Origin of the sequence: Corynebacterium sp. KPL4035 (genome assembly GCF_037908325.1) — a bacterium.
GTDB classification, from domain to species: Bacteria; Actinomycetota; Actinomycetes; order Mycobacteriales; family Mycobacteriaceae; genus Corynebacterium; species Corynebacterium kefirresidentii.
In genome coordinates, this window is sequence record NZ_JBBMGF010000005.1 from 19537 (window position 1) to 36621 (window position 17085).

The 17085-nt window shown below is 58.7% G+C and carries 12 protein-coding genes; 3 read left to right on the forward strand and 9 right to left on the reverse strand.

The genetic code is table 11. The features are described from left to right. The first annotated feature begins 3 nt into the window (after window positions 1–3). Window positions 4–198, forward strand: coding sequence for a DUF3073 domain-containing protein (locus tag WMP96_RS06150; protein WP_023019866.1), 195 nt, complete (start codon window positions 4–6; stop codon window positions 196–198). Between the two features lie 86 nt (window positions 199–284). Here WMP96_RS06150 and purM read toward each other — a convergent pair whose 3' ends face one another. Genes purM through WMP96_RS06165 form a run of 3 tightly spaced genes read right to left on the reverse strand, consistent with a single transcriptional unit; the run spans window position 285 to window position 3267 of the window. After that, window positions 285–1337 carry a phosphoribosylformylglycinamidine cyclo-ligase gene (gene purM / locus WMP96_RS06155; protein ID WP_023019867.1) on the reverse strand — a complete coding sequence of 351 codons (1053 nt, stop codon included), beginning with the start codon at window positions 1335–1337 and terminating at the stop codon, window positions 285–287. Window positions 1338–1355: 18 nt separating this feature from the next. Further along, the gene (gene purF / locus WMP96_RS06160) at window positions 1356–2852 is read right to left on the reverse strand and encodes an amidophosphoribosyltransferase (protein ID WP_301716354.1); all 1497 of its coding nucleotides are present in this window, start codon (window positions 2850–2852) and stop codon (window positions 1356–1358) included. Window positions 2853–2862: 10 nt separating this feature from the next. After that, entirely contained in the window at window positions 2863–3267 is a 405-nt protein-coding gene (locus WMP96_RS06165) for a sterol carrier family protein (protein ID WP_301716355.1), read from the reverse strand. Window positions 3268–3300: 33 nt separating this feature from the next. Here WMP96_RS06165 and WMP96_RS06170 point away from each other — a divergent pair, with 33 nt between their 5' ends. Together WMP96_RS06170 and WMP96_RS06175 are read left to right on the forward strand one after the other, a co-directional pair. Continuing rightward, complete coding sequence (locus tag WMP96_RS06170; RefSeq protein ID WP_239205537.1) at window positions 3301–4311, forward strand: acyl-CoA thioesterase; 1011 nt, start codon at window positions 3301–3303, stop codon at window positions 4309–4311. Between the two features lie 134 nt (window positions 4312–4445). Next, a complete protein-coding gene (locus tag WMP96_RS06175) occupies window positions 4446–5606 on the forward strand; it encodes an asparaginase (RefSeq protein WP_301716356.1) in 1161 nt (386 codons plus the stop codon). On the opposite strand, the gene trhA is transcribed toward WMP96_RS06175, so the two are convergent. From trhA to purL, 6 genes are all read right to left on the reverse strand, one after another. Beyond that, entirely contained in the window at window positions 5603–6316 is a 714-nt protein-coding gene (trhA, locus tag WMP96_RS06180; protein ID WP_340432510.1) for a PAQR family membrane homeostasis protein TrhA, read from the reverse strand. The two genes, WMP96_RS06175 and trhA, sit on opposite strands and share 4 nt — an antisense overlap. 117 nt (window positions 6317–6433) lie before the next feature. After that, window positions 6434–7468 (reverse strand): type ISP restriction/modification enzyme, encoded by a 1035-nt coding sequence (locus tag WMP96_RS11740; protein WP_436407013.1) that lies wholly within the window; start codon window positions 7466–7468, stop codon window positions 6434–6436. 23 nt (window positions 7469–7491) lie between these two features. Continuing rightward, window positions 7492–11364, reverse strand: a complete 3873-nt coding sequence (locus WMP96_RS06185; protein ID WP_445292944.1) for a restriction endonuclease — start codon at window positions 11362–11364, stop codon at window positions 7492–7494. Window positions 11365–11452: 88 nt separating this feature from the next. After that, entirely contained in the window at window positions 11453–12661 is a 1209-nt protein-coding gene (locus tag WMP96_RS06190) for an alpha/beta hydrolase (RefSeq protein WP_200288664.1), read from the reverse strand. Window positions 12662–12908: 247 nt separating this feature from the next. Then, window positions 12909–14543 (reverse strand): histidine-type phosphatase, encoded by a 1635-nt coding sequence (locus WMP96_RS06195; RefSeq protein WP_301716358.1) that lies wholly within the window; start codon window positions 14541–14543, stop codon window positions 12909–12911. Between the two features lie 232 nt (window positions 14544–14775). Then, window positions 14776–17085, reverse strand: a complete 2310-nt coding sequence (gene purL, locus WMP96_RS06200) for a phosphoribosylformylglycinamidine synthase subunit PurL (RefSeq protein ID WP_301716359.1) — start codon at window positions 17083–17085, stop codon at window positions 14776–14778.

Genomic DNA, 17085 nt, shown 5'->3' on the forward strand with positions numbered 1-17085 from the left:
CACATGGGACGCGGACGCGCAAAGGCAAAGCAGACCAAAGTTGCACGCCAGCTCAAGTACAACTCACCCGAGATGGATATCGAGTCCCTACAGCGGGAACTCGCCGCACAGCAAGAGGGTGACTCCCGCGATTATGAAGAGGATGACCCATACGCCGACTACGTCGATGAATGGGATGACGACCGCGACGAACGCTAATCTTCCGCTCGCCGCTGGATAGTTCAAGGGCCCTAGGATTTCCTAGGGCCCTTCCTCATGCCCTCCCTTGGCAGGGCAAGGCACTTTTAGAAATTTGGGTGCTCGCCGTGCATGAGCACGCGCGGCTCTTCGCCAGACGCGGAGCGAACGGTGCCCAACTCCCAGGCATCGATGTGGCGCGCGGTAAGCATTGCTAGGGCGCGGTCGCGGTCTTCAGGGTTGACCACGGCAATCATGCCCACGCCCATATTGAAGGTCTTCTCCATCTCAGCCAGCTCCACCTTGCCCACTGAGGAAATGAGCTTGAAGATCTGACCCGGAGTCCACGATGCGCGGTTAATATCGGCGGCTAGGCCTTCCGGGATGACGCGCTCAAGGTTGCCGGCCAGCCCACCGCCGGTGACGTGGCAGAAGGTGGATACAGAGCACTCACTGGCCAAAGCCAGGCAGTCCTTGGCGTAGATGCGGGTAGGCTCCAGCAGTTCCTCTCCGAGGGGACGGCCGAGTTCCTCCACGTGGCCGTCGAGAGGCATGCCAGCCTGCTCCAAAAGGACGTGGCGGGCCAAAGAGTAGCCATTGGAGTGCAAGCCGGAAGACCCCATGGCGATGAGCACGTCGCCATCACGGACCTTATCGGGGCCGAGCACGCCATCAGCCTCCACGACGCCTACCGCGGTGGCGGAAACATCGTATTCATTTTCTTCCATCATGCCGGGGTGCTCGGCGGTCTCGCCGCCCAATAGCGCGGCACCGGCCTGCACACACCCCTCGGCGATGCCCTTGACTACCTCGGCCACCTTTTCCGGCACGACCTTGCCCACGGCAATATAGTCCTGCAAGAAAAGCGGCTCCGCACCGCAGACGACGAGATCATCGACGCACATGGCGACCAAGTCGATGCCGATGGTGTCGTGCTTGTCCATGGCCTGGGCCACGGCCAGCTTGGTGCCAACGCCATCGGAACCCGCGGCCAAGATGGGCTCCTTATAATCGCCGAGCTTAAACAGGCCGGCAAAGCCGCCGAGGCCGCCAAGGACCTCGGGGCGGGTGGCGCGCTTAGCGTGCGGGGCGAAGAGCTCAACGGCGCGGTCGCCCTCTTCGATGCTGACGCCGGCTGCGGCGTAGGTATTGTCACTCATGGTTTCAAAAGTCCTTTGTTATTTGGTGCCGAGCAGGGTGCGCACGGCGTCTGCATTGGAGTTTCCGGCGGGCAGGCCGAGGGGGTACTCGCCCGTGAAGCAGGCGGTGCACAGCTCGGAACGGGGCTGCTCGGTGGCGGCCACCATCTCTTCAACGGAGACAAAGCCCAGGGAATCGGCGCCGATGGTGTCGCAGATAGTGGCGCAGACGGTTTCCGGATCGTCGGAGGGGCTGGCATTGGCAATCAGCTCGCCTGGGGAGGCGAAGTCAATGCCGTAGAAGCACGGCCACTTCACCGGTGGGGAGGCGATGCGCACGTGCACCTCGGCGGCACCGGCCTCGCGCAGCATGCGAATGAGCGCGCGCTGGGTATTTCCGCGCACGATGGAATCATCCACCACGACCAGCTTCTTGCCGTTGATGACCTCGCGCAGCGGGTTGAGTTTCAAGCGGATGCCCAACTGGCGCAGGGTCTGAGTCGGCTGGATAAAGGTGCGGCCCACGTAGGCGTTTTTGACCAAACCGTGAGCGAAGGTAATGCCAGATTCGCGGGCGTAGCCCACGGCGGCGGGGTTTCCGGATTCCGGGACCGGGATGACGAGGTCCGCACCCTCTGCGGGGTACTCGCGGGCTAGGCGGCGCCCGATGTCCACGCGGGAGGCATTCACGGAGCGACCCTTGATATCGCTATCCGGACGAGCCAGATAGACGTATTCGAAGACGCAGCCGTGACGCTTGGCCGGCGCGAAGTTTACGGAGCGGATGCCAGCCTCATCGATGGCGACGAGTTCACCAGGCTCAATCTCGCGGATGAACTGGGCGCCGCAGATATCGAGCGCACAGGTTTCGGAGGCCACGACCCAGCCCTTGGCCAGGCGGCCAAGGACAAGCGGGCGCACACCGTGCGGGTCACGGGCGGCGTACATGGTGTGCCCGTCAGTAAAGGTCAAGCAGAACGCGCCCTTAACGCGCGGCAGCAGATCGCGGGCGGAGTCAAAGACGGAGGTGTCTTCATCCACGCCGTCGGCAAGCAGTATGGACAAGCACATGGAGTCAGAAACGGATTCCTCATGCGGCTTGATGAGGCCGCGTTGCACGGCCTCCTCGCGCAGCTCCAGATAGTTGACCAGATTGCCATTGTGCCCAAGGGCAATATCTACCCCGGTGGAGGAGGTAGAAAACATGGGCTGCACGTTGGACCATTCCTTGCCGCCGGCGGTGGAATAGCGCGTGTGCCCCACCGCTACGTTTCCTTGGAGGGCAGACAGGGTGGATTCATCAAAGATATTGGCCACCAGGCCCATGTCTTTGAATACGACGATGCGGTCATCATCGCCCACCGCGATGCCGGCGGCCTCCTGGCCACGGTGTTGCAGGGCGAAGAGCCCGAAGTAGGTCAGCTTGGAGACTTCCTCCCCGGGAGCCCAAACGCCGTAGACGCCGCATTCTTCGCGGGGCTCCTGCTCGTTGTGATCGTCAAGATTGGTGATACTAGGAGTATGTACTTCTACCACGGCGTTTATATTAGCCTGTCGCGCCGCCGGAAACTAACGGAATGAGCGGCAACCACTGCGCGATTTCGCCCGCGCGGGAGCCGGAAGCATCCACGCTACCAGTGCCTACGGCCTCTTCCCAGTCCGCCAATCCGGTGGCAAGGCGCAGCCAGGTTTCCGGATCAGTCTCCACCACATTGGGTGGGGTGCCGCGGGTATGGCGGGGTCCCTCAATGCATTGCACCGCAACAAATGGGGGTACGCGCAGCTCCACGGAGTGACCCGGCGCGTCGGCTTCGAGGGTGCGAGCGGTGCGCCGGACGGCGTCGGCAAGCAGGGTCCTACCTGGCTTATCATGCTCCGCCGGGGCGGCAATCCAGTCTTTGATGGCCATGACGGCCGCGCGGGTGGCAGCGGGATCGACGGGCTTTTTCATAGCTACATCATAACTACTGTTATCTTGTTGTTTATGTCACCTACGCCTTCCGTTGCGGAAAATCAGAAATCGCCGGCGCTGACGCTGCGCTTTATGGCATCGCCAACCGACGTCACCATGGCCGGCGCCCCCGGCATCAGCGGCGGACGCGTCCTGGAATGGATTGATAAGGCCGCCTATGCCTGCGCCGTGCAGTGGTCCGGCCAATACTGCGTGACCGCATACGTGGGCCATATCCATTTCACTCGGCCGATCCCCTCCGGGCACATCGTGGAGGTACGCTCGCGCATCGCCATGACCGGCCGGTCTTCCATGCACATCGTCAATGAGGTGCTTTCGGCTGACCCGCGCGAAGGCATCTTCACTCGCGCCTGCGATTGCCTGGTCATCTTCGTAGCCAAGGACCCTGCCACTGGCAAGTCCACCCCAGTTCCGCCCTTCGTGCCGGAAACCGATGAACAGTGCCGCGTAGAAGAAGCAGCCAAGTCCCGCATTGAGCTGCGCAAGGCCATCGAGGCGGAGATGGAAGAGCAAACCTATGACGGGCCTTCCGATGCCCCGCGCATGGTCAACCGCTTCCTAGCCAAGCCCACCGACGTCAACTGGGGCGGCAAGGTCCACGGCGGCACCGCCATGCAATGGATCGATGAGGCCGGTGCGGCCTGCACCATGGAGTGGTCCGCCGAGCGCACCGTAGCTGTCTATGCCGGTGGCATCCGCTTCTACCGCCCGATTTCCATCGGCGACCTCATCGAGGTCGACGCCCGCATGATGCGTACCGATACCCGCTCGATGCAGATGTCCATCCACGTCCGCTCCGGCAACCCCCGCGGCGGCCGTGAGCACTTGCAAACCGCCATCCATGCCACCGTGGCCTATATCGCCCTCGATCATGATGGTCAGCCACAGGTGGCCCGCCCCTTCCATCCGCATACCGAGGAAGATAAGCGCTTGGCCGAGCACGCCACCGTGCTGCGCGAGCTACGCGCCAAGTACTCGCCAAAACCTTTGGTGGTGGCGCCGACAAATCAGCACATCGATTAACTGCTCTCCCCTCGTTTCGGTGTTAATAAGTCCATAGTGGGCGGCGAACACGCCTTCTTTCTGCTTTAGATGGACTTATACGCAGACGACGTTTCCTGCCGTCTGCTCTTATATCCACACAGAAACGAGGGAATATGCACACCCCAACTTTGCGCCGGTCGGTACGCACCGGCCTTGCCCTGATAGCTTCGGCCTGCCTCTTGGCGTCCTGCCAGAATCCGGATAACCGCCCAGCGGACGAAACTTCGGCCACCACACCCGAGTCTTCCGCCTCGCACAGCCCCACCAGTTCTGAGCCCGCGACCACAGAAGCAACCGAAACCTCCGCCACGGAAAGCGAGGGCCCACGCGCCACCGCCGAGGGACACGTGGTGGTCCTTTCTACCGGCGGCACTATCGCCAGTACACACGATAAGACTGGCGCGGTGGTGCCTACCGTTACTGGCTCCAAGTTGGTGGAACCGCTTTCTGACACCTTTGATAACAACAAACTCACGTTAGAGGTCAAAGACATTGCTAAGCTGGATTCTTCCGCGATGACCTTGGACGATACCGATAGCATTATCACGGCCGTAAACAAGGAACTGCGTCGCGATGATGTCGATGGTGTTGTGGTAACCCATGGCACCGATTCCATGGAAGAGACCGCCATCGCTGTCGATACCTTCCAAGACAGTGAGAAGCCGGTGGCCTTAACCGGTGCAATGCGCCCCTTTGATGATCCGAATCCAGATGGCCCGGATAACTTGGCGCTCGCGGTGAAGACCGTCACCGATCCCGCCAATAGGGGCCGCGGCACGTTTATCGCCTTTGCGGATCAGGTCATTCCTGCCCGCGGCGCTTTCAAGTCCGATACGTCCAAAGCCGATGGCTTTGCCAATAACAATGGCGAGAAGCAGCCTCAGCGCCCGAAGGCTCTGAAGTTTAAGCCACTGGGCAATACCCGCGTCGATATTATCGCCGCCTACCCCGGCGCGCCGGCTGATCTCATCCAGCGTTCCTTGGACAGCGGCGCCGAAGGCATCGTCATTGAGGGCATGGGCGCCGGCAATATTGGCGACGAGCTAGCCCAGGCTGCTCAGGCCGCGGCCAAGAAGGTTCCGGTGGTGCTCACCACCCGCGTGGATCACGGCCCAGTGGAGGGAATCTACGGCGGGGCCGGTGGCGGTGCCACGCTTGCCGACGCCGGCGTTATCTCCTCTGGCACCCTGCGCGCTCCCCAAGCCCGTATGCTGCTTGCCGCCGCGATTACGACCGATACCGATCCCGCGGAGCTTTTCCCTGACGCTGACTAAGCAGCGCCTTGGACTACGACCATCCACACCGCCACGAGGTGCACCACCGCGGCCGCGATGGTCGCGGTGTGGAAGTGCTCATGGTAGCCGTAGTAGCGCGCATTGCGCCCGGGCCATTTAAAGCCATAGACCAGGGCACCTAGCGAGTACACCACGCCGCCGGCAAAGAGCAGCCAGATCACCGCGGCCCCCGCCTGCGTCCACAGTGTGGGCAGAAGCGGCAGCACCAGCCATCCCAGCGCTAGGTAGACCACCACGTCTAACCAGCGCGGATGACTAATCCATACCAGGTTCAAAATCACGCCAAGAATCGCCCCTGCCCAGGCAACGCCTAGCATCCATGCCGCTTGCACCGGCGATAACACGATGAGGCACAGCGGCGTATATGTCGCGGCAATAAATACCGAGATGGTCGCGTGGTCCGCTCGCCGCCACCACTGCACCGCACGCGCGCTCGCCCACGGGTAGCGGTGATAGAGCGCTGAGACACCAAAAAGCCCCACCAGCCCCACGCCGTAGACAGTCACGCCAAGCCCTTGCCACCAGTGCAGCGTCATCCATGCATAGGTAATGAGCACGGTGGAGGCAATCACCGACAATAGCGCCGCTATTGCATGCCCCCAACCATGGCTAAGCGGCCTCGGGCCACGATCTGCCATCCAATAGGTTCGCTGGACAAGACCCGGCCCCGGCGCGCTATCTGCATGCATCTGTGCCACGAGGTACTTCCCTTCTGCTAGCCGCAACCAACCCCAATAAGAAACTTACGATACCGTAAGTCTACGGGCGTGGCCGGAGGGCTTCAAGGAAAATCGCCTCAAATGCTGCTAACTTTCCGCAGCCGAGCCTTCCTCTACCAGCCCATCAACAATGCGCACCGTCTCCATCGCCACGCGAGTAACCTTGCCAATTAGGTCCACGATGTAGCGCGGATTGCCCACCTCATCGGCCCAATCATTCGGGTCATTGACAATGCCGGAGGCCTTATCTTTTTTGACCTGGTAACGGTCAATCAACCACGCCACCGCTGAGCGCGAACCCAGCATGTACTCATCTGCCTCCGCAGGAATGCCAGCGATAGTCACGCGTTTGTTGTAGATCAACTTCGTCACGTCATTGACATTCTTGCCCGTCTCCGCGTCCTTGCGCTTGGCCCACTTCATCTTGAGCACGCGCCACGTCTCACGGTCGGACTCATCACCCTTGACCTGAATATCCAGCGGCCACGGCTCCACGGATTCATAGTTCACGTGCAAGTCCATTAGCTCTTTGCCCGCCGCAGCAAACTTGTCGAACTCCGCACGCGACGACGGCGTCTCAATATGCGGCAGCATCTTCTTCAAATCCGCCGCATACTTCGTGCGATAACCAGGATCATGCAGCTTGCCGTAGACAAAGTGGAAGATGTCGTCACCCGTGACATCAGCGCCCAACGCCTCCCGATACAGCGCCTTAATCTCATCAGTGATGTTGTCCACGCGCACGTACCCATCAACAACCTCACCGACCTTGCCATAGATGCTGGATTCGCTCTGCTTGACGACGTCCCCCTCACTAAACAGTCCTCCGTCGTCGGCCTCGACGGCGGACCAGGTGAAGCGGGGAAAGAATTGACTCGCAGTGAACACGTTCAAATCCGGAAGCAGAGTTGTTGCCAACAGACTGCCCGCAACGTTTGGATAAGGTCCGGCGATTGAGAACCCGATGTTGCTGTGTATTGGAGTCGGAAACATTGACGGCAATCGCCCCAACCGATCATTGTATTCTGAAGAATAATAGACATACTCTTTTGAATAAGGGCGGTATTGAGCAATACGTATGGACTGAGCTGAAAACCTCATCTGCGCTGCTCGGCGTTTCATTGCATCAAATTTCGAGGACCACTTTATGTTTTTTGATCAAAGGAACTTTCGTCAACAGCTTCATTGAATGCAATCATTGATGTATACACATTACGGCTAAGCTTCGCTCTAGAAAATTGATAAGCCCAAGCATCCCGGTTAGTTTTCAGGCCTGCCGAAAATTCATTGAAAAATTTGGTTGAGCCATTCTTCCTCTCACCAATAACCGGCCACCCTTCGAACTCTTCAGAGCGCTGGTTTAGCCAGTCACCTTCTTTGTTTGGTGTAATGGATCGCCAGTCAGTGGTTTCAATTGAGGAAGATTCGACGATACTAAGCTTCTCCTCGGCGGTGAGATAGTCGCCGATGTCACGGTAGTGCAGCGCGAAACCTGACTTTGTTGGATCTTTAACACAGACCGTTATAGCTACAGTACTGCGGGAACCAGATCCGAAGACTTTGCCGCCTTCCTTTCGTGATTGCTCACCTGCGGTACGTTGATTCCCTCGAAGGTTAACGACATAAAGGTCAGTGAAGTCCTCAGCCATCGATAAGCGCACACCGTCGCCAGTGTTGCCGTCTATCCATCCGCCATTGGACACGAAGGCTACTACGCCCTGGTCGCCGATGCGGTCGGTGGCCCACCTAAAAGCGCGCAGGTACGAGTCATACAAGGAGTTCTTCAACTGGGCCGTAGACTTCTCCGCGTAGGTTTCCGCAATGCGCTTATCCAGGCTCGGGTATTTCTGGTTGGCGTTCAGGTCATTAGCGGACTTCTGTCCTGCTGAATACGGCGGGTTTCCAATTACTACGTTGATGGGCGCATTCTTTTGGCGCTCAATGGTGGCGTTGTTTTCGCGGAAGACGTTAAGGTCCGGAATGTCGCCTTCCTCGTGGATTTGGAAGGTATCCGCTAGAGCGATGTTGGTAAAGGGTACGTAATCCGGAATTGGTTCCCCGTTGCGCTGCGCGGCTTCCTCGCGCAGGGCGTTATAGGTGGTCTCAATGTTGACGGCGGAGACGTAGTAGGCCAGCAGCATGATCTCGGTGGCAAAAAGCTCGTTGGCATACTTACGGGCAAGGTCCTCCGGCTTGATGAGGCCCGATTGCAGCAAGCGGACCATAAACGTCGAAGTACCTGCGAAGGGATCGAGGATGCTTACGCCTTCATCGCTCAGGCCCCTACCAAAGTGCTTCTGGGAGACCTCATCGGCCGCGCGCAGGATGAAGTCCACGATTTCGACTGGGGTGTAGACGATGCCGAGCGCCTCAGCTTGTTTCTTGAAGGCCTTGCGGAAGAAACGCTCGTACAGCTCCTTAATCACCTGTTGCTTACCGGACGCGGAGGTCACCTCAGAGGCGCGGACGCGTACGGACTCGTAAAACTTCTCCAGGGATTCGGTCTCGGTATCAAGGTTCGCTTTGGACAAGGCGTTGACCATCTTCTCCATGACCTGAGCCACGGGGTTATGGGTGATGAAGTCATGGTTTTCAAACAATGCGTTAAATACCGGTGCGGTGATGAGATGCTGAGAGAGCATCGAGATGGCATCGTCGTCGGTGATGCCATCGTTGAGGTTATTGCGCAGGCCTTCGACAAAGCTGTCGAATTCTGTGCGCAGGCTTCCATCGGCGCCATCGAGTAGCGTCTTGATGCGGGTGATCTGGTTCTCCGCGATGGTGGCCACGTCATCGGCCCAATCTTCCCAGTAGGTGCGGGTGCCCACCTTATCCACCAACTTGGTATAGATAGCCTCTTGCCATTGCTCTAACGAGAACAATGCAATCTGCTGCGTCATGGCCGTAGAATCGTCGAATGCCTCAGGGGACTTGGTGTTATCCGCCCCATCAAGCTTTTCTTTATCGTTTTTCTCTTTGTCACCAGACACGTGGTTGACGTCAATGGGCAGTTCATCTTGCGCATTCGCTCCGTTAAGCGCAATCGAATTCACCTTGGCGTTAAAGCGATCATCGTGGGCGCGCAGCGCGTTGAGGATCTGCCACACCACTTTGAAGCGCTGATTATCGTTGAGCGCTTCCGAAGGCGAAACATTCGGTGGCACCGCCACCGGCAAGATGATGTAACCGTAATCCTTGCCCGCAGATTTACGCATTACGCGACCAACGGACTGAACCACGTCCACCATGGAGTTGCGTGGGTTAAAGAATACGACCGCATCCAACGCCGGCACATCCACACCCTCGGACAGGCAGCGGGCATTGGTAAGCATGCGGCTTTCGTTTTCATCCGCCGGGGATTCGATCCAGGAAAGCTTGGTGCCACGCTCCATGGCGTTCATACCACCATCAACGTGCTGTGCAGCAACGCGCAGATCAACGTTGGTCAAGGAGACATCGTTCAGCACTGCCTTATCCTTGAGCAGCTCTTGGTGGGTGGCAATGAGCGAAGGATAGGTATCAGCGATGAGCTGTGAGGACTTAATGTCCTTGGCAAAGGCCACAGCGCGCTGCATAGGCTGGGCGTTTTCCTCAAAGCCGCCTTTTTTCCCCTGCAATTCACCAGAGCGCTTGGCCAAACCATTCCAGGCACCGATCATCGCCGAAGCCGTGGTGAGGTTTATCTGGTTGTCGTCGCTGCGGGCCATCGCTTCCGCAGCCACTGACTCATCAACCGTCATGACAAGAACCTTGTAATCAGTCAATAAGCCCTTGTCCACGGCCTCACCAAAGCCAAGGCGGTAGAACTCGGGGCCGTAGATGCCCTCATCATCCATGGAGGTCAGCTCGGCGGAGTGCTCAGCGGCCTTGCCCTTTACCGCGTCGTCATAAAGCCTTGGCGTGGCGGTCATATAAAGACGCTTTGCCGCCCTGATATAGCCAGCATCATGGATGCGTACAAAGTTGCTGGCATCTTCACCAGCCAAGGTGATGCCGGTGGTGCGGTGGGCCTCATCGCAGATGACCAAATCAAAATCATCTAGACCCTGCTGCTGTGCCTCGTGGACCGCCGGCAGGGACTGGTACGTAGAAAAGACGATATTGAGGCCCTTAGCGCGCTTGCCTGAAGCAAAGCGCTGAGTAATCTCCTCACCGTCCGTAGATACTGGAACCTCGAGGTCATAGACCGCAATGTCCTCCGCCTTCTTTGAGACCTTTGAATCCGAGCACACCGCGAAGGCACGCATGTCTAGGCGGCCTTGAGCGGTCCACTCCTTTAGTGTCTGCGATAACAAGGAGATGGAAGGAACGAGGAACAGAATGCGGGCTTTGCCACCATTCTCTTCTGCGACGCGCTCCGCCAGGCGCAGCGCGGTGAAGGTCTTGCCGGTACCGCAGGCCATGATGAGCTTGCCGCGGTCATGGGTCTTAAATCCTTCAATGGCCTTATCAATGGCCGTTTGCTGGTGCGGGCGTGGTTCAAAGGTTTCGCGCTGCGAAAGGTTGATTTGGATATTTTTGTCCCGGACCTCAGAGCCCGGGAACGCCACGTCCCAGTTGATCGGGGACTCGGCAATGGTCGAAATGCCGATGCGGCTGGTGGGAATCATCTGATTGGCCAACGCCGCTTCCGCATGTGAAGACCAATGATCCGTGGTGGAGATAATCATGCGGCTGCCAAAATATTCGCTGCCGTTTTCGGTCTCAAAGGAATGCCCTGAGGCCTCAAAGAAGGAATCGAGATGAGATTTCTGGATGCGAGCATTGGAAGCGTAGAACTTGCACTGGATGGCCATCCACGTGCCGTCATCCACGCGGCGGGCAACCAAGTCAATTCCCGTATCCGCCTTGCCGCCGTTATAGCGCCAATCAACCCAGCGGCTGACCTCATCAAATTGCGTTCTCAAAGTCGGATCGGTACGGAAAAAATTCACCATGAGCTTTTCAAAGGCGATGCCGTACTTCGCCTTTGGTTGGTTTTCGCGCAGCTGATCCAGTACCTCGGAGAATTTTGACATAAAGCATTATGCCTGACCTGCCAGCCATCCACTGGCTTACGCCGCCTAACTCTGGTCAATTTAGCACCGAGCGTTTAGGATCCTTCCCTTATAGGTCATCTTCTAAGTCATTGGCTTGAAAGAATTCAGTCATAGCCTGCAACAGGTGCTGGTTCCATACGCCGTGTGCGCTCAAGGCGGAAGCATGATCGGCATGCGGGCGCACGTACTCTTCAAGCTCTACGCCTTTGTCCTTCGCCCGCTGGCGAAAGTCATCGTAACTAGCCGGTGGAACTAACCGGTCGTGGTCACTGCGCACGATCATGATAGGCGGCATATCCGAGGTCAGATGCGTAGCTGAAGTCACGAAGTCCGCGCGGTCTGGATATTCCTTAGGCGTTCCACCCAGGTATTTCTCCACGGTATCGCGGGAGCCCTGCCCGGCATAGGGGTCGTCAGAATCATAAATGTGGCGCACATCCAAGGCCGGTGAATCCGCATAGACGGCGCTGGGAACAGCCGGCGTACCGGAACAGTCGGTGAAAGGCAGCTGGCTGGGGTGTGCGGCGACATCGGCAGTCGCATTCAGGACCAACTGCCCACCGGCGGATTCACCATAGGTAAAGAAGCGCTCCGAGTCGCCGCCATAATCTGCGGCATGGGCGTTGACCCAGTTCATCGCGCAGCCCACCTGCCCCGCCGCCACCTTCCACGTGGGCTGTTCCCAGCTAGACAATGTGTAGTCAATGGATAATACGAGGTAACCACGCTGGGCCATCTGCCGCATATTGAAAGCCTGGGAGCGCTTAGTCATCTGGTCCCAACCGCCGCCGTGGACATACATCATCACCGGGTGCTTGCGCGGATGGCTGCTGCCGGAGCGAATACTGTGTGTCTCCGGAGAGTAGATATCCATGGTGAGGTCATCGCCGTTGAAGGAGTCATATGTCACCGTATGATCCGGGCCTTCATCGGCCTTCTCAACGCCGGTCCAAGTAAAGGCCGCCGGGATATCGACGTCGGTTCCCTGCTCTTTTGCGGCATGAATCTGTGTTCCCAATAAACCCACGCTCGCTACCAAGGCAATGCCAGCTAACACACTTGGCACGTAGCAGCTGCGCGAGGCCAACGCGCCCAGCGCCGCCAAGATCACCAATACCAGCGCGATCAGCAACAGCGGCCCTATGTACTGCGGCCCGATGAGCGATCCAGCGCCCCAATATGAAATGTGCGGGGTAAAGGGCGAGACCGCTAGCCACAGCACCAGCATTGCTATAAGTGTCAACGGAATCGAGAGCAGCCGGGCGATAACCTTCATGCCCGCCAGGGTAGACCCTGGTGCTTAGAGTTCGTTGTGGCGGAGCCTACCTGGCCTTTGACAAAGACAAAGCAGGTTAGAAATACGGCTTAGCTGGCTGTGTAGCTCGCCTACAACGCCACTGGCACGCTATCCCGAACATAAGTCGGAATGAATGTGTATTGTTCCCGTCTCCCCACACCTATAACAGAGGCCAAGAGCGCCCAGCATCAACTCGGCAGTGGCCACTCAGTAAACCTTGCCGATACTAAAAGGGAAGTTGGATGCCGAACTTATGTAGCAGACTTTCTATCTGCTGCCGGTTAATGTACACAGTTCCAACTGCAATAGTCAGTACGCTGAAGAGGGCACCAACTACCGCCCATATCTTCGGCTGTGAAGAGGCAACGCTACTTCCTGTTTGTGGCTTGTACCCGCTGTCCGCTGTGGACTCGATATGGGCTTGGGAGTGGTCAGAGACAGAACCAAGCGGCAGACAAGCGGACAGCTCATCGATGGTATAAAACGTCGAGCCCTCACTTATTGGCTCACACCCCTCCTTGAAGGGAATTTCCTTCTCGTTGTACAGCATGCGCACGAGGGTCTCGCCATTGTCATTCTGGAAGGCATCCCACTGGATATTTGCTCCCATTGGGGAGACCTCGTCACCACGCCAATCCGAGTTCTGCCAGGTGTAGAGCTCTCCTGCGGGAACTCCATTCTCTGAGCCAGGCGTTTTCAGCAATGCGGCGAGCGGAATGATGGTTTCCGCGTGACCAAACCTATATTCCGCAGCTATATCACCACCGGCCGCGCGTTCCTGTACGCCCTCAATCATTTCCTCAAGCAGTGGCTCATAATTGTCGTAAGAAACAGTGCGACCCTCGATAGCCGGCCCCTTCTCATAGAAGTCTTCTACATCCAGTAGGTATGCAAAGGTGGGCCCGCTCGCATCGTCCATGTACTGATCAAATATCCACCCCTCAGCAGGGGTTTTCTTCTCATGAGCAAGTGCTGGAGCAATGATGTACAGGTTGTAGAACTGCAGCGCGGCGTCCACTATTCCTTCTACTGTCTTGCCATCCTTTTCACGGGCGCTAAATGAAATGGACCCATCTTTTAACTCATCGATAAAATCCGAGGTGAAAATCTTGGACAGCAACTCCTGCGATGCTTCTTGGGAGGCCGGCTTGGAATAAGCTTCCTGGATCTTTTCCTGTAGCTGCGGTGAGTCTTTCCACGCCGAATATTTTTCGTACGACGGTGACTTCTTATCTTTATGCGCATACATCAGGTCAGTGCGTGGCTCGATGGTGACATGACCATCGTTGGTTCCGTCCACGAGGTTGTCAGCAAGAGTGGGAGCTTCCTTCAGCCACGCCGCACCGAAATTCCAACCAGAGTCATTAGCGCGGTCCTCACCCGAAGAGATGAATTTCACCTTGGAGTCGTCCCTGTCGATGCTGTGCATAAGCTCAGCATTGCGTTGCGCATTGCGCTGACCAATCCCCCGCAGTTCTTCCCGCCCAACTGCGGTGAGGTTTCCGTATCCGGCGTCTTGTCCGGCGCCACCGGCCAATTCCTCATTCACGGAAATCATCGCTTCTACCTGCGGAATGAGCTTTTCTCCTAAATCCGTGAGCTCACCACGCTCCTGAGCATACTCCAGCATCTGCTGCGCGAGGTCGTCATACTTAAAGCTAGACAGACCACGCGAGCCATGCCGGTCCACCGTGGAGGTATAGATCTGTCGGAATCCTGCGGGAGCTTCGGAGTACTCCCGCCCCTGCGGTTCATAGTGCTGTTTGGTGGAGTAATAGGAACCATTCTCGGCGGCGGTGGCGGGCACTGTTACACCAGCACACGCAACGGCGGCAATAAGAGCGAGAGTACGAATACGCATTGGACGTTGGCTTCCATGAGTAGTGGATATCTTGAAGAGGGACACACCCACGGTAGGCCGCTGACGTTACGGAAAGGTTGCCTGAAAGGAAAATGATTGAAAAGAACTCGTCCCGACGCTGTTCTCTATAAGGCCGAGCCTTTGTCCCGGCTCCTAACGAGCATAAAAAGCCCGGCCGAAGCCGGGCTTTCCGCATTGTCGCTTAGTTGCGTTTGTCCAACGCCGGGAGTTTTTACTCCACCACGGAGTTAGCACCCACGGCATGGTCGAAGAGGTCCGGCAGAGTGGCGGACCAGGCGGAGACCAGCTGGGAGATGGCGACGGACTCGCCGCCGAGGGTAAGGGCGCCGGTTTCGGTGGTCTCGCCAACGATGGCGGCAGGAATGCCTAGCTCGCCGGCGCGGGCGAGGACTTGATCGGCGCGGTCGGCGGTGGTGGCCACGAGTACGCGGGAGGCGGACTCGGAGAAAGCGGCGACAAACTCGTCCTCGTGGACCGCGGTGAGGTCCAGGTTGAGGCCGAGGCCGGCGCCGTCGGCAGTAGCACCGGCGCGCTTTGCCATCTCAAAGGCGGTGACGGCAAGGCCGCCCTCGGAGATATCGTGCGCCGCGGTGAGCAAATCATTGCCGTGGAAGAACTCGGCCAGGCGCTTCTCGTTGGCCATGTCCACCTGCGGCGGCAGGCCATTGAGGGAGGAAGCCTCGGAGGTATCGGCGCTGACCTGCTGCCAGATGGAGCCGCCGAACTCGTCCTTGGTCTCACCTAGGGCGATGAGAACTTCCTTTTCACCTACGGTGCCCAGCTCATTGCCAATGGCCTTGTGCACGTCATCGATAACGCCCAGCACGCCCACCACCGGGGTAGGCAGGATCGGCTCCTCGCCGGTCTGGTTGTAGAAGGAGACGTTGCCGCCGGAAACGGGGATGGAGAGCTCCACGGCGGCGTCGGCAAGCCCATGCACTGACTCGCGGAACTGCCACATAACGTCGGGGTTCTCCGGGGAGCCGTAGTTTAGGCAGTTGGTAATCGCGACAGGCTTGGCGCCGGTGACGGCCACGTTGCGGTAGGCCTCCGCCAGCGCGAGGCGGGCGCCCATGTTCGGATCCAGCTTGGTGTAGCGGCCGGATGCATCGGCGGACACGGCCACGCCGCGGCCGGTCTCCTCATCGATGCGCAGCACGCCGGCATCCGCATGGTGAGACTGGACGGTATTGCCGCGCACGTAGCGGTCATACTGGTTCATGATGAAATCGCGCGAGCACAGCGCCGGAGAAGACACGAGCTTCTGCAGGGACTCAACCAAGCCGCGCTTGTCGGTGCCCTGGTACTTCTGCAGCTCGTCCTGCCACTCCGGGCGGGCATACGGGCGGTCATACTCCGGAGCCTCATCCGCAATGGTGCCGGCCGGGGCATCCACGACGACCTCGCCCTGGTGGCGGATGACCAGGTGATTACCCTCGGTGACCTCGCCGATCTCAGCACAGGTGACATCCCAGTGCGCGCAGATTTCGCGGAACTTCTCCACGTTCTCCGGAGACACAACGGCGCACATGCGCTCCTGGGACTCGGAGGCGAGGATCTCGGCCGCGGTCATATTCTGCGCGCGCAGCGGCACATTATCGAGGTTGACCTCCATGCCGCCATCGCCGGAGGCAGCCAGCTCGGAGGTAGCACAGGCCAAGCCCGCACCGCCGAGATCCTGGATACCTACGACCACGCCGGCGTGGTAGAGATCCAGGCAGCACTCGATAAGCACCTTCTCCGCGAAGGGATCACCTACCTGTACGGCCGGCAGCTTACGCTCGGCGCCGTCCTCGAAGGTATCGGAGGCCAGCACGGAAACACCGCCGATGCCGTCCAAACCGGTGCGGGAGCCGAAGAGCATGACCTTATTGCCCTTGCCGGACGCAAAGGCCAGCTTCAGGTCCTCCACCTTGAGGGTGCCCACGCACAGGGCATTGACCAGCGGGTTACCGGCATAGGTCTCATCAAAGACGGTCTCGCCACCAATATTGGGCAGACCCAGGGAGTTGCCGTAGCCACCCACGCCGGAGACCACGCCGGGAAGGACGCGCTTGGTATCGGGGGCGTCGGCAGGCCCAAAGCGCAGCTGGTCCATCACGGCAATCGGGCGAGCGCCCATGGCCATAATGTCGCGGACGATGCCGCCCACGCCGGTGGCCGCACCCTGGTAAGGCTCCACGTAGGAGGGGTGGTTGTGGGACTCCACGCGGAAGGTCACCGCGTTGCCGTCTCCGATATCCACCACGCCGGCGTTCTCACCGATGCCGGCGAGGATCTTCTCCCCCATCTCCTCGGTCATGGTCTCGCCAAAGTAACGCAGGTGCGTCTTGGAAGACTTATAGGAGCAGTGCTCCGACCACATGACGGAGTACATGGTCAGCTCCGCATCGGTGGGGCGACGGCCCAGAATATCGTGGATGCGCTGGTACTCGTCGTCCTTCAGGCCGAGTTCCGCGTAGGGCTGCTGCTCGTCCGGGGTGGACTGCGCCTTTTCTACGGTGTCATTATGAACGGTCAT

What these genes read in the sequence shown, in the direction of transcription:
- WMP96_RS11740 (WP_436407013.1), bottom strand. Translation starts at nt 7,468, where the DNA reads ATGAAACGCCGAGCAGCGCAGATGAGGTTTTCAGCTCAGTCCATACGT.
- WMP96_RS06175 (WP_301716356.1), top strand. Translation starts at nt 4,446, where the DNA reads ATGCACACCCCAACTTTGCGCCGGTCGGTACGCACCGGCCTTGCCCTG.
- WMP96_RS06165 (WP_301716355.1), bottom strand. Translation starts at nt 3,267, where the DNA reads ATGAAAAAGCCCGTCGATCCCGCTGCCACCCGCGCGGCCGTCATGGCC.
- purL (WP_301716359.1), bottom strand. Translation starts at nt 17,085, where the DNA reads ATGACCGTTCATAATGACACCGTAGAAAAGGCGCAGTCCACCCCGGAC.
- WMP96_RS06195 (WP_301716358.1), bottom strand. Translation starts at nt 14,543, where the DNA reads ATGCGTATTCGTACTCTCGCTCTTATTGCCGCCGTTGCGTGTGCTGGT.
- purM (WP_023019867.1), bottom strand. Translation starts at nt 1,337, where the DNA reads ATGAGTGACAATACCTACGCCGCAGCCGGCGTCAGCATCGAAGAGGGC.
- WMP96_RS06190 (WP_200288664.1), bottom strand. Translation starts at nt 12,661, where the DNA reads ATGAAGGTTATCGCCCGGCTGCTCTCGATTCCGTTGACACTTATAGCA.
- WMP96_RS06185 (WP_445292944.1), bottom strand. Translation starts at nt 11,364, where the DNA reads ATGTCAAAATTCTCCGAGGTACTGGATCAGCTGCGCGAAAACCAACCA.
- trhA (WP_340432510.1), bottom strand. Translation starts at nt 6,316, where the DNA reads ATGCATGCAGATAGCGCGCCGGGGCCGGGTCTTGTCCAGCGAACCTAT.
- WMP96_RS06150 (WP_023019866.1), top strand. Translation starts at nt 4, where the DNA reads ATGGGACGCGGACGCGCAAAGGCAAAGCAGACCAAAGTTGCACGCCAG.
- WMP96_RS06170 (WP_239205537.1), top strand. Translation starts at nt 3,301, where the DNA reads ATGTCACCTACGCCTTCCGTTGCGGAAAATCAGAAATCGCCGGCGCTG.